The organism is Paenibacillus forsythiae T98, assembly GCF_000520735.1.
Taxonomy (GTDB): domain Bacteria; phylum Bacillota; class Bacilli; order Paenibacillales; family Paenibacillaceae; genus Paenibacillus_AQ; species Paenibacillus_AQ forsythiae.
The window spans coordinates 1-13,138 of sequence record NZ_ASSC01000060.1 but is presented as its reverse complement, the minus strand read 5'-3'; the positions used below and the strand labels follow the sequence as shown (position 1 = coordinate 13,138).

At 55.2% G+C, this 13,138-nt stretch carries 13 protein-coding genes; 9 read left to right on the top strand and 4 right to left on the bottom strand.

What is annotated here, in order from left to right:
• Positions 1-612: DUF1054 domain-containing protein (locus L692_RS0102220; protein ID WP_025696808.1), on the bottom strand; the 612-nt coding region annotated here is incomplete at its 3' end.
• A gap of 283 nt (positions 613-895) precedes the next feature.
• Between L692_RS0102220 and L692_RS0102215 the strand changes: the two genes are divergently transcribed.
• From L692_RS0102215 to L692_RS0102205, 3 genes are all read left to right on the top strand, one after another.
• A complete protein-coding gene (locus L692_RS0102215; protein WP_025696807.1) occupies positions 896-1,492 on the top strand; it encodes a hypothetical protein in 597 nt (198 codons plus the stop codon).
• Positions 1,493-1,704: 212 nt separating this feature from the next.
• On the top strand, positions 1,705-3,129 hold the full coding sequence (gndA, locus tag L692_RS0102210; protein WP_025696806.1) for an NADP-dependent phosphogluconate dehydrogenase: 1,425 nt from the start codon (positions 1,705-1,707) through the stop codon (positions 3,127-3,129).
• 160 nt (positions 3,130-3,289) lie between these two features.
• Positions 3,290-3,853: a shikimate kinase gene (locus L692_RS0102205; RefSeq protein WP_025696804.1), complete on the top strand. Its 564-nt coding sequence runs from the start codon at positions 3,290-3,292 to the stop codon at positions 3,851-3,853.
• Here the strand turns inward: L692_RS0102205 and L692_RS0102200 are convergent.
• The gene (locus tag L692_RS0102200; protein ID WP_025696803.1) at positions 3,850-4,161 is read right to left on the bottom strand and encodes a rhodanese-like domain-containing protein; all 312 of its coding nucleotides are present in this window, start codon (positions 4,159-4,161) and stop codon (positions 3,850-3,852) included. The two genes, L692_RS0102205 and L692_RS0102200, sit on opposite strands and share 4 nt — an antisense overlap.
• A 114-nt stretch (positions 4,162-4,275) precedes the next feature.
• Here L692_RS0102200 and aroA point away from each other — a divergent pair, with 114 nt between their 5' ends.
• From aroA to ptsP, 4 genes are all read left to right on the top strand, one after another.
• The gene (aroA, locus tag L692_RS0102195) at positions 4,276-5,568 is read left to right on the top strand and encodes a 3-phosphoshikimate 1-carboxyvinyltransferase (RefSeq protein ID WP_025696801.1); all 1,293 of its coding nucleotides are present in this window, start codon (positions 4,276-4,278) and stop codon (positions 5,566-5,568) included.
• A gap of 41 nt (positions 5,569-5,609) precedes the next feature.
• Positions 5,610-6,050 carry a CoA-binding protein gene (locus L692_RS0102190; RefSeq protein WP_025696799.1) on the top strand — a complete coding sequence of 147 codons (441 nt, stop codon included), beginning with the start codon at positions 5,610-5,612 and terminating at the stop codon, positions 6,048-6,050.
• A 179-nt stretch (positions 6,051-6,229) separates the two neighbouring features.
• Positions 6,230-8,113, top strand: coding sequence for a glucose PTS transporter subunit IIA (locus L692_RS0102185; RefSeq protein WP_025696797.1), 1,884 nt, complete (start codon positions 6,230-6,232; stop codon positions 8,111-8,113).
• Entirely contained in the window at positions 8,110-9,861 is a 1,752-nt protein-coding gene (gene ptsP, locus L692_RS0102180; RefSeq protein ID WP_025696794.1) for a phosphoenolpyruvate--protein phosphotransferase, read from the top strand. Before L692_RS0102185 ends, ptsP begins: the two co-directional genes overlap by 4 nt.
• A gap of 75 nt (positions 9,862-9,936) precedes the next feature.
• Here the strand turns inward: ptsP and L692_RS0102175 are convergent, their stop codons facing one another.
• Positions 9,937-10,599, bottom strand: coding sequence for a L,D-transpeptidase family protein (locus L692_RS0102175; RefSeq protein WP_025696792.1), 663 nt, complete (start codon positions 10,597-10,599; stop codon positions 9,937-9,939).
• Between the two features lie 218 nt (positions 10,600-10,817).
• Here L692_RS0102175 and L692_RS0102170 point away from each other — a divergent pair, with 218 nt between their 5' ends.
• Positions 10,818-11,345, top strand: a complete 528-nt coding sequence (locus L692_RS0102170) for an RNA polymerase sigma factor (protein WP_025696790.1) — start codon at positions 10,818-10,820, stop codon at positions 11,343-11,345.
• Positions 11,338-12,738, top strand: coding sequence for a DUF4179 domain-containing protein (locus tag L692_RS0102165; RefSeq protein ID WP_025696788.1), 1,401 nt, complete (start codon positions 11,338-11,340; stop codon positions 12,736-12,738). Before L692_RS0102170 ends, L692_RS0102165 begins: the two co-directional genes overlap by 8 nt.
• 63 nt (positions 12,739-12,801) lie before the next feature.
• Here L692_RS0102165 and L692_RS0102160 read toward each other — a convergent pair.
• A partial coding sequence (locus tag L692_RS0102160; RefSeq protein ID WP_025696785.1) for a DJ-1/PfpI family protein occupies positions 12,802-13,138 on the bottom strand: 337 nt, incomplete at its 5' end.

Genomic DNA, 13,138 nt, shown 5'->3' with positions numbered 1-13,138 from the left:
CCGGTACAGCGGCAGCAGCGTCTCGAACGTCCGCTCCATCACTTGAAGGAGCGCTTGTCCGTCCTTCAGGACCGGATCTTCGTTTCCGATCCGCAGTCCGCAGGCGACCTCCGCCTTCTTCACTTCCTTAAGCCGTCGCGTCAGCTCGGCGAAGCGGGCATCGTCCATGTCCGAGTGCGGCGTTCCGCGCGGGTCCAGATGATCCGTGGACCAGAAGTAATCGCCTGGCAGCCGATCCCGCACAGCAGGCAAGCTCCCGGACAGCGCATCGGCGAAGACGGCTTTGCTTGGGCTCTCGTAAATAATGGCGAACACGATGAACAGATGGCTCTTAAACAGGCCGGTCTGAAAGTGAGGCAGCGCCTTGTAGCCCCGCTTCCCCGGCCCCCAGGCCACCCAAGTATCATTCGGCGGGTGCACCGTACGGCGGGCGTGCTTGGCTACGTGAGGGAACATCTCCTCCCCGCACAGGGCGGACAGATAGGGGGCGACCTCGTCGCCGAGCGCCGTCAGCTTGGGCCGGACCGTCGAGATCAGGGCGTCCATTCTCGGCTCCAGGCCGTCAATGCTAAATACTTCAAAATCTTCTGCTGCAAATCCGTTGAACGACATATAGTGTAGTGTCACCTCTTAGTGGGATGTGATGATTCATCATGCCGCGCGGCATTTATCTGCGGAAAAGGCGTTTGGAATGATGTGGCAGCGGGTAAAAATAGTCAATAAACCAAGTTCCCGCTACATAAGCTGAAGTATAAAATAAGTGTAGGATGAACGCAAAGATCATCACTGCGTCCGCATATATTTTATCGACGCAAGCCACGACTTCCGCAAGGGTAATGACGCCAACGACAAGTGCCGGTTTTGCTATTTCGCAAAACGCAAAGGAGGGAGTGCCGTGAATAAGAACGACGAGGTGGAGTATTGCAACCTGGAGCTCCGGTTTGACCGGATGCACATTCAGAATTTGATCAAGGATCTGATTCAGGAAGGCTATTCCTTGTATTGGAGCGAGAGCGACAGTCTGTTTGTCATCTCGGTCCGTACCGGGCGCAAGCTTGTCAAGCTGCGGTTTCAACGGATTAAGGACGGTTACAAGCTGGTGGGCGATTATATGATACGCGACGCCCGCTTGTCCGAGTGGATGGAGAAGCTGATTGGCGATATGCGCGGCCACGCCGTCGTCAAGCGGTTTCGCGACAGACAGATCATCATTGAGAATATTTTGTTCGGGGAAGTGATCCGCCTCGTGGAAATATCGGGCTACCAGCAGAGGGTGCTCTACCAGAAGGGGCCTTTGCTGTCGGATCAGGAGCTGACGAAGATGTTCTACTCCACCTTGGGCGAAGAACGCGTCCGCGAGCGCAGAATGGAGGTCGACCGGGAACTGGACCGGTTAAGCGACGCTTTGGCCCGGGGGGATGCGCAGCAGGTGAAGCTCTGCAAGGAGAAGCTTGTATTTTTGTCGAAGGAACTAATGAAATTGGAATGGTAAGTACAGCGGGTATAGGGAAGGATTAGGCACCTCTCGGAAAGGGGTGTCTTCGATTTGCAAGGGCAATTCATCTGAGGGGTTCACTTCTGCGGAAAAAAACGTTAGAATAGTTACATTGCGGGTCAAATTTCGTAATAGATGCATTTTGTCAATGAAATTGATCTCTTAATGCTTCACACAAAATAAAAAGCGTGCAAAGGGTGGAGGACAAGATGGCAAAACAACAAATCGGCGTTATCGGCCTGGCAGTAATGGGCAAGAATCTGGCACTTAACATCGAGAGCAGAGGCTTTACCGTATCCGTATTCAACCGTTCCCCCGAGAAGACTCATGATCTTCTTAAAGAAGCGGAAGGCAAAAATCTCACCGGGACTTTCACTGTTGAGGAATTCGTTCAGTCGCTGGAAACTCCGCGCAGAATTCTGATCATGGTTCAGGCAGGGAAGGCGACCGACGCTACCATAGAGCAATTGATTCCGCATCTGGATCAGGGCGATATTATTATCGACGGAGGCAATGCCTACTTCCCGGATACGATTCGCCGCAACAAGGAACTGGAGGAAAAAGGCTTCCGCTTTATCGGAACCGGCGTATCCGGCGGCGAAGAAGGCGCGCTCAAGGGACCTTCCATCATGCCTGGCGGACAGGAAAGCGCCTATGAACTGGTAGAGCCGATCCTCACAGCGATCTCGGCCAAAGTGGACGGAGAGCCTTGCTGTACATATATCGGACCGGACGGCGCGGGCCACTACGTGAAGATGGTGCATAACGGCATCGAGTATGGCGATATGCAGCTTATCTGCGAGGCGTACCAGCTCCTCAAGGACGTTGTGGGCCTGGATGAAAAAGAACTGCACGAGACCTTCGCCGACTGGAACAAGGGCGAGCTTGACAGCTACCTGATCGAGATTACGAAGGATATCTTCGCGCAGTATGACAAAGAAACCGGCAAACCGATGGTCGACGTTATTCTCGACGCTGCGGGCCAGAAGGGCACCGGCAAATGGACAAGCCAAAGCTCGCTGGATCTGGGCGTGCCGCTGTCCATGATTACGGAATCCGTATTCTCCCGCTTCCTTTCCGCGATGAAGGAAGAGCGCGTGGAAGCCAGCAAGGTGCTGAGCGGACCGGCCGCCGGCGCGTTCGACGGAGACAAAGCCGAGTTTATCGAGAATGTCCGCAAAGCGCTGTTCGCGAGCAAGATTGTGTCCTACGCCCAGGGCTTCGCGCAGCTGCGCGTCGCTTCCGAGGAATACGGCTGGAATCTGAAGTACGGCAATCTGGCCAAAATATGGCGCGGCGGCTGCATTATCCGCTCCCGCTTCCTCCAGAACATTACCGATGCCTATGAGAACAATCCGGAGCTGAAGAATCTGCTTCTCGATCCGTTCTTCAAGGACATTATGACCTCCTATCAGGATGCATGGCGCAAGGTGGTTGCGGCAGCTGTTACCCGCGGCATCCCGGTTCCGGGCTTCGCAAGCGCCCTGGCCTACTACGACAGCTACCGCACGGAGCGTCTGCCGGCGAACCTGCTGCAGGCCCAGCGCGATTACTTCGGCGCGCATACCTTTAAGCGCGTGGACAAAGAAGGCGTCTTCCATCACGAATGGATCGCCGAAGCGCAGTCGGAATAAGAGACTGCACCCTTTTCGCTTTCACAGCCCGGAAGAGCCCGCCTTCAGGCGGTTCCTCCGGGCTTTTTTTAACAAAGTACCCGGTATCGGGCAGAGGAATGATTGTGCTGGGTTTTCACCCGTGTTATGATAAGTCCAAATCTATGGAGTGGGTGAAGTTATGTCTGGAGACGAGATACAGCCAAAGACCGGATCGGCCAATACCGGGAATCTGATTCTGGTTGGCATGATGGCAACGGGGAAGTCGAGTGTGGGCGCTTTGCTTGCAGAGGAGCTGGGCTATGAGCTTGTGGACCTGGATCATGCCATTATCCGGAAAGAGGGCCGGAGCGTATCCGACATTTTTGCGGAAGAAGGGGAAGAATACTTCAGAGCCCTGGAGACGGAAGTGCTTCGGGAGACGCTGCGGAGCAGTGGGCAGGTGATTTCCACCGGAGGAGGCGCGGTGCTGGCGCCGGTCAACAGAGATTTGATGCTGGAGAACGGGATCGTAGCGGCGCTCAGCGCCACGGCGGAGGCCATTATATCACGGGTAGCCGAAGACAACAACCGGCCGCTGCTCGCCGGCAATACGGAAGATCGCGTAAGACGAATTATGGAGGAACGAAAGGACGCCTACAGCTTCGCGCATTGCACGGTCGATACAACGAGCTTGACAACGGCACAGGTATGCCATCATGTTTTAATGCACTACCGCGTTTTAGCTTTTAAGCACGTGGGCTAATTTTCCAGCAGCTCGTTCCACCCGATCATGCCGCCGCTCAGGTTGGCGACGCCGTGATAGCCTTGAGCATACAGGTATTCGCATACCCGCTGGCTGCGGGAGCCGGAGCGGCATATGAAAATTATCTCGGCATTCTCCGGGATATCGGAGGCGCGGTACGGAATGTCGCCCATGGGAATATGCTCTGCGCCCGAGATCATGCCGAGAGCCACTTCGTCATCTTCTCTGACGTCGATCAGAACCAATTCTTCGCCGGATTCCATGCGCTGGCGCAGCTCCGGGGCTGTAATTTGGGGAATACCATTCATGGATATGACCTCTTTCCTTGACAAGAATGGTTTAATGATAACATAAAGGCGGAATACCCTGTCAAATCTGGAGTAGCCCGCATCCACTATACAACCTATAAGGAGAGCTGGAATATGGACGTTATTGTAAGGCCTACGCCGGTATTAGAAGGAGAAATCGGAGCTTTGTCCTCCAAAAATTATACAACGCGCTATCTGCTGGTTGCCGCTCTGTCGGAAGGAACGAGCACAATCTATCATCCGGCGCACAGCGAGGACAGCGACGCTATACGGCGCTGTATCCGCGATTTGGGAGCCGAGCTTACGGAGGATGAGGAGAAGATCGTCATCAAAGGATTCGGCCGCCGTCCAAAGGATATCAAGGAGCTTAATGTAGGCAATGCTGGCGCGGTGCTGCGCTTCCTCATGGCGGTTGCTTCCCTCTGTCCGGAAGTGACCTTCGTGAATACATATCCCGACTCGCTCGGCAAGCGTCCTCATGATGACCTGATCGATGCCCTCGGCCAGCTTGGCGTCGAGGTTGAGCATAATGAGGGGCGGCTGCCGATCACGATCCGTGGCGGAAAGCCCAAGGGAGGACGCATTACCGTCTCCGGGGCGGTCAGCTCCCAGTATTTGAGCGCTCTGCTGTTCCTGACCCCGCTGCTTGAGGAGGACAGCGAGATTATCGTGCTGAACGACCTGAAATCGAAAGTGGTCGTGGGCCAGACGCTGGAGGTGCTGGAGCAGGCCGGAATCATCGTTCATGCGGCCGACGACTACATGTCGTTCAAGGTGCCGGGAGGGCAATCCTATGAGGCCAAATCGTACACGGTGCAGGGGGATTACCCCGGTTCGGCCGCTGTACTTGCGGCTGCGGCTGTAACCAAGTCGGACGTAAAGATTCATCGCCTCGCCGAGCACAGCCGGCAGGGAGAAAGAGCAATTATCGATGTGCTGCGTATGATGGAAGCGCCGCTTACCCACGAGAACGGAACGGTGCATGTGCAGGGCAACGGACGCCTGAAGGCGGTCGAATTCGACGGGGACGCGGCCACGGATGCTGTGCTCGCGATGGTTGCCGCTGCCGTATTTGCGGAGGGAACCTCCAGATTTTATAATGTGGAGAATCTGAGGTATAAGGAATGCGACCGCATCACCGATTATTTGGCGGAGCTGAGCCGGGCCGGGGCGAAGGTTGAAGAACGGCGGGACGAGATCATCGTTCATGGCACGCCTGAAGGCGTCGCCGGGGGCGTGACGATCAACGCGCACTTCGACCATCGCGTCATTATGGCCCTGACCGTTGTCGGGCTACGGGCGGCGGAGCCGCTGCTCATCAAGGATGCGCACCATGTCGCCAAGTCGTATCCGCAGTATTTTGACCATTTGCGGGCGCTCGGCGCGGATGTCGAGTGGGTTAAATAAGCGCGGCCAAGATCATTCCAAGACAAAGGGGCTAAGAACCTATGGCTTTTGAAAATCCTTCCAGGGAACAGATCGGGGACATCCTGGCCTCGGCCGGCAATATTGCCGTGGTGGGGCTGTCCGACAAGAGCGACCGGACCTCCTATATGGTCGCCTACGCCATGCAGCTCAAGGGCTACCGGATCATCCCGGTGAACCCGATGGTGGGCGGCGAGATCCTCGGGGAGAAATGCTATCATTCGCTCGCGGAGATTCCGGAGCCCGTCGATATTGTCAATGTGTTCCGCCGCAGCGAATTCTGCGCCGAGACGGCCCGCGAGGCGGCGGCGATCGGCGCCAGGGTGCTGTGGCTGCAGCAGGGGGTAATCAGCCCCGAAGCGGCGGAAATTGGCGCGGAGGCCGGAATGACTGTCATCATGGACCGCTGCATCAAGGTTGAGGAAGCGATAACGATGCACGGGCGGAGCCGCAGCGAGAAGTAAGAGGCAATGCGTCAAAGAACGTCCTGACCGAAAGGGTGGGGCGTTTTTGTGCGTGCAGCGCGGGGCATCATGGATTGGAATGGAATATTTTGGTATTATGAAAATGTGCGATCTTATTCTTTTGACAAAATGAACTACAGGCCGTACCATTCAATATAGTAAGAAAGGAGAGATACATCTTGAACTGGCTCGGATCATTGCAGCAGCTTGGGAGAGCCATCATGCTTCCCACTATGGTGCTGCCGGCGGCGGCCATTCTACTCAGCTTGGGGAGCCTGCCATGGTCCGCCTGGGGGTTGGCTTCGGTAGCCGAAGTAGCGACCTATGCGGGTCAGGGGATTTTTTATTATATGCCTTATCTGTTTGCGGTTGGAGTCGCATGGGGATTGTCCAATCAGGCCGGGCCCGCAGGACTTGCGGCGCTGGCGGGAATGTTCACCTATGACCGGATTGTGATGAAGCTGGGGGACGGCACCCTGCAGCCTGCGACGCTGATTGGTATTTTGCTCGGCATTGTCGCCGGCATCGCCCATAACCGGTTTAAAAATATCAAGCTTCCAGAGGCGATCCAGTTTTTCGGAGGATCGCGTTTTGTTTTGCTCTTTATGGGATTGTTCTCCGCTCTGTTCGCCTGGGTCATGTTGGGCATCTCGCCGGTGATTCAGCATGGACTGGATGATTTGCTCCAGCTCGTCGACCGGACGGGGGGTGTCGGATTATTCCTGTACGGCGTATTATACAGGGTGCTGACCGCCTTCGGACTTCATCATATTCTGAACAATGTGTTCTGGTTTCAACTGGGAACGTATACAACGCCGGACGGCGCCGTCGTTCAGGGCGACCTGCCGCGCTTCTTTGCCGGAGACCCTGCGGCGGGCAGCTTCATGGCGGGACTGTTCCCGATCATGATGTTCGCGCTGCCCGCCATCGCGTTTGCGATTATCCAGGAAGCCCGCGAAGATTTGAAGCCCCAGATCCGAAAGACATTTATGCGCGCGGCGCTCGTCTGCTTCCTGACCGGCGTGTCCGAGCAGATCGAGTTCGCTTTCCTGTTCGCCTCGCCTTATCTGTTCGCCCTTCATGCGATCATGTCCGGGCTGGCTATGGCGCTGACCGCCGCGCTTGGCATTTATCACGGCTTCTCCTACTCGGCGGGAGCCATTGACTTTATATTGAACCTTCACCTGGCCCGGCGAGCCTGGCTGCTGATTCCGATCGGTCTGGTGTACGGAGCAGTCTATTACCATCTGTTCCGCTGGGCAATCCGCCGGTTTCAGATTCCGACTCCAGGCCGGGAAGAAGGCTCCGAGCTTGGCGATTGGGCCGGCAACATCCCGTACCAGGCGCCGCTTATTTTGCAAGCGCTTGGCGGCAAGGAGAACATCGTGCAGGTCCAGGCCTGCATTACCCGCCTGCGGCTCACGGTGCACAATGACCGGAAGGTCGATATGGGTGCGCTCAAAAGCCTCGGCTCCGCCGGCATTATCAAATTGGGCGGCGGAAATGTGCAAGTTGTCTTCGGCACCTATTCTGAACTGATCCGCGAGGAAATCGACAAGCTGATGCTGCGCGATCTGCCGCAGGTGCTGTTCAGCGCTCCCATGCAGGGCAAAATGCTGCCGATCGAAGAGGTGCCGGATCATATTTTTGCAAAGAAGCTGGTCGGAGACGGGGTCGCGTTCATCCCGGAAAAGGGGGAGCTCGTCTCGCCGGTGTTCGGCAAGGTCATGCACATCTATCCCACGATGCATGCTATCGGCATTGCCACACCGGAAGGGCTGGAGGTGCTGATGCATATCGGCATCGATACCTCGCAGCTTAAGGGCCCGTTTCAGTCGGATGTCAAAGCAGGGGACAGCGTCGAGCCCGGCCAGCTGCTGGTCAGGTTCGATCTGGACTATCTGAAAGAGCATGCCGCTTCGCTGGCCACCCCGATGGTGATTACCAATCCCGAACGCGTCAAATCCTGGAGCTACGCTCCGTTTAAAAATGTGAAAAAAGGACAATCTTCGGTGATGTCTGTCGTACTGCACGAAAGCAATGTTGGAGGGGTAGAATCATGATCAATGGTATAGGGGCCGCATCGGGTGTTGCCATCGGAAAGGCCTTTGTTCTGCCGAACTGGGAATGGAGCATGCCGGAGACGCAGGTAAATCCGGTAGACCTGGCTAAAGAATTTGAGCGTTTGTATGAAGGAATCCGAACCTCCAAGGATGAGATTGAGTTTATCAAAAAAGAGTTCAGGGAGGTCGTCGGTCCCGAGGAATCCAGCATCTTTGACGCTCATTTGGCTATTCTGGAAGATCCGGTATTCATGAGCGAAATCCGCGGAATTATCGAGAGACAGTACAAGGCGGCGGAGGTGGCGGTCAAAGAGGCGATTGACCATTTTGTGGCCATGTTCGATCTGCTGGACGACGAATATATGAAGGAGCGGGCGGTCGATATCAAGGATGTCGGCAACCGGCTGCTGAAGCATCTGCTCGGGGCGCCGGAGGTCACGCTGCCTTTGGATACCCAGCCCTACATTCTGGTGGCGAAGGAGCTTTCTCCTTCTCAGCTGGCTCACCTGAATCCCAACTATGTGCTCGGGATCGTAACCATGATGGGAGGCAAAACCGCCCATTCCTCCATCATGGCCCGGGCGCTTGGCATCCCGCTGGTGGCGGGGCTGGAGAACAAGCTCCAAAGCCCGATCCAGACCGGGGACTTCCTGATTATCGACGGGGATAACGGATATCTGATCGTCAATCCGGATGAGGCCACGGCCGAGCATTACAGCGTTGTGCGCGACAGACAGCGGGAGAAGCGGGAACAACTGGAGCTGTTGTCCACGGTGGTCGCAATGACCCGGGACAGAGTCAGAATGCGGCTCGCCAGCAATATCAGCTCCGTGAAGGAGCTGGATATGGCTTTGAAATACGGGGCCGAGGGCGTCGGTCTGTTCCGGACAGAATTTCTGTATATGGACCGGAAGGCGTTTCCGACCGAAGAGGAGCAATACGAGGTATATAAGCTTGTGGCGGAGAAGGTCGGCGAGCACCCGGTTGTCATCCGCACCCTGGATATCGGGGGAGACAAGCATCTGGATTATTTTCAGCTTCCGGAGGAGCAGAATCCTTTTCTCGGCTACCGGGCCATCCGGATCTGCCTGGACCAGAAGGAGATGTTCAAGACCCAGCTGAGGGCGATTCTGCGAGCGAGTGTTCACGGCAACATCAAAATGATGTTCCCGATGATCTCTTCGATTGAGGAAGTAAGAGAAGCCAAGGCCGTGCTGGAGGAAGTCAAAGCGGATTTGGAGCAGCATGGAATTCCATACGACCGCGGGCTGCCGGTCGGCATTATGATCGAGGTGCCAGCTGCGGTGATGATCGCTGATTTCTTGGCGGAAGAGGTGGACTTCTTCAGTATCGGGACAAATGATCTGGTGCAGTATGCGCTGGCGGTGGACCGGATGAACGAGCAGATCGCGCATCTATACCATCCGTATCATCCGGCAGTGCTGCGCATGATCCGCATGACCGTGGAATCCGCGCAGGCGGCCGGGATCGGCGTCAGCGTCTGCGGCGAACTGGCCGGCGACGAACGCTCTTTGCCGCTGTGGCTTGAGCTTGGCGTCAGCGACCTCAGCATGTCGCCGCAGTCGCTGCTGAAGGTCAAGCACCGGATGCTGAACACGACGGCCTCCGAGGCAAGGGAAGTCGCCAAGCAGTGCTTCCGGAACCGGGAAATTACGGAGAGCGAGAAGCAGCTCACGCAGTTTCTGGATCGAAATATCATTCAGCATGTCGTGAAGGGCGAAGCATAAAGGCAAAGCGGTGCGACAATTTGAGATGAACAGTGTCCGGCAATCCTGCCGGGCTTTTTTTTAACTCTATTCCAATCATTCAATCAAGCCGAGGTGCAGATAATCATGATACCCTGCAACCCCGTCAACGGGCAGTCCGTGCTTCTTCTCATAATCTTTCAGCGCAATTTCGGTGGAGCTGTTGAACTTGCCATTGCATTCACCAGGGTGAAATCCCGCGCTTCGCAGACGGTATTGTATGATTTGAACGTCGCCGCCGCTGTCCCCCTTTGCCAAAGTTCTGGGATTCACGTCAAGCTTTCCAAGGACATGCCCTCCAAAGCTGACTTTGGTCCCCACCCGCACATATTCGTATAAATCCTCAACATCCTCGTTGAGCATTCGTATGCAGCCATGGCTGGCATTATGACCAATCGAATACGGCCTGTTGGTACCATGAATACCGTATGTTCCCCATGGGACATTCAGCCCGATCCACCTTGTTCCAAACCCTTTTCCCCAGTTTTTATATTTGTTAATTACGGTATACTCGCCCACAGGAGACGGCGTTTCCGGCTTCCCAAGCGCGATGGGATACTTCTTAATAAGATGGCTGTCAGAATACAGGAAGAGCCGGTGCTTAAGAGGATTGACCACAATGGATATGGTTCCTTGATGCTGAGAAGGCTCCGCAGCGGCCACTGGATTCAAAATAATGAAGAACCAACAGATAACAAAAAGCACCTTATGTACGAGCATACGCTGACAAATCCTCCATTCGATCGTTTTATTCCGCAATTTCTGTTACTTATCATGTCAAATCACAAAAAATCTATCCCTGCGTATTCAAATGCACCGGGAGGGGCTGCTGCCGGGATTTTTACAAAATAAGCAAAACCGTTTGTGCCGCTGCGCCGTCTTTATCATATAGAAAAGAGAGATGCCAAAGGGGCATACAAAGGGGGGAACGGAAGCATATGGAGAGCCTGATCAAAGAGCAGACCGTCATCCTGCCGGATGAAGAGAGCTTCTTCCTGCTTGTCGCCGAGCATAAAAGAACGCTGTACGGCATTGCCTACAGCTATCTCCGCAGCGAAACGGACGCGCTTGAAATGGTGCAGGAGGCGACCTGCCGGGCCTGGATCAAACGCAAGAGCCTGAAGGATGAGGGCCGTTTCGCCCCATGGTTCATTCGTATTGTAATCAACTGCTGCAACGATGAATTGAAGCGCAGACGTCGGATGATTCCTTCCGAAATCCGGGGAGGCGGGTCCGGTGTAATTGAAATGGCGAGTGACCGCAAGCTGGATATGGAGCGGGCGCTGGATGCCGTGAAGCCGAAGTACCGGCAGGTGCTTGTCCTGAAATATTACCGGGATATGACGCTGCCTGAAATCGCGGAGGTGCTGGACAGACCGGAAGGAACTGTAAAGACATGGCTGAACAAAGGTCTGAAGCAACTGCGGGACAAAATGAAAGGGAAGGGAGATGACCGTTATGTATGAACGTGAAGAGAAGCTGGCCCGAGACTATTTTCAAGATGCGGACCGGCAGTCGTCGCTGGTATCCGAACAAAAGCTCGTTGCGGCTGTTCATGCTGGCATGGCGGAAGGAACCCGCAGAGGAAACAGCGTCCGTAGACGCTATGCTTTCACATCCGCTATCATTCTGGCTGCCGCCCTGCTGTTCATCGTCTCATGGCTGGGAGACCCGGGAACCTCACGGGTGACGACGGTATCGCCCAGGAACTGGGGAGAGTTTGAAGCGTATCGTTCAATCGCAGAGAACAATATCACCATCAAAACGGCGCTTGATGCCGGACTGGTCATGCCGCTCCACATTTCAACGCAGGAGAAAAACGGCTATAAAATGACGCTGGACGGCATGATCGCCGACCGGCGGGGGATGCTGCTGCTGTATTCGTTCGAGAATCGGAATGCGCAGCGGGCGATCACTGATGTTTCCCTGGAAGGTTCGCTCAAAAGTTCTTTCTCTACGTATTGGAGGGGAGGGGAGGGGAACCCGGGAATTACTCATAATTACTTTCACCTCACCTGGGAAGAAGGCCAAAAGCTGTCCGAACGGATGACGGCCGAAGTGATTGTGACACCGGATACCCCCCAGGCTATGATCTCCAGCTCGTATAAATACAGAACCTCATTGACCGCCAGTTTCAAACTGGATACCGCAGAGATTGAAAAGGCCGGCCGCGAGATCGGTATCGGCAAGACGATGACCATCGGCGGCCAGCGGATTCATATCGGAAAGGCTTTTATCGGGCCAACAGGAATTTACTTGAATGCCGTATATGACGATCAGAATGCCATGCGAATATTCGGTATGATTAATCCGGCGATTGTATCCGGAAAGGGAGAGAAGGCGACGCCGCTGACTTCCTATATGACGATGAATGTGGACACTCCGCTGCAAACCATGGTTTTCCACAACAACAATATGGATGCCCGAGGGCCGCTGAAGCTTACAGTCAAGGGAATCTACGCTCTGGATAAATCTGATCTGAAGCTTGTTGTCGATACGGAGGGGCAAAAAATAATCAAGGCGCCTGACGACCGATTAACGCTGTCTGAACGAAACTCCCGTACCGGACTTGCCGGAAGCAGTCAGCTTGCACTCCAATTCAATGCAAAGCCTGCTTTGAACGATGAAACCACTCACCTGTCAATTGATCTGGACGACAGCTTCACGGATGGCGAGGGAGTGAAGCATTTCATTAACCGGAACGAGGGAACTTATTGGGAATCCGGCGGAAATCCGGAGGGATGGACGGAAACGGGCATTTACAATCTCGGGCCTGGCAAGCTGCCGCAGCCGCTCACCTTTACAATCAGCAGCTACCCGAATCCTGTACTTGAGGAGCAATCGATCCGAATCCGTTAATCATTATGCCAAAGAGCCGCCTTTGCCGCAGTTATGGCGGGCCGAAAGGCGGCTTTCCTGTAATTATTCCCCGGCAAGAGCGTCGCAGAACGCTTTACCGTATGGCGGGAGATCGGGGGGACGGCGGGCGGAGACGATATGGCCGTCCACAACGACCGGCTCGTCCTTCCAGATGGCTCCGGCGTTCTCCATATCGTCCCGGATGCCGGGAGTGGAGGTCACTGTGACGCCTTCCAGAACTTTGGCGGAAATCAGCACCCACCCGGCATGGCAGATCTGCCCGATCGGCTTCCCGGCCTCGTTGAAATCGCGGATGAGCTTCAGCACAGCGGGATAACGGCGGATCTTGTCCGGCGCCCAGCCGCCCGGAACGAGAATGCCGTCGTAATCCGCGGCGTCC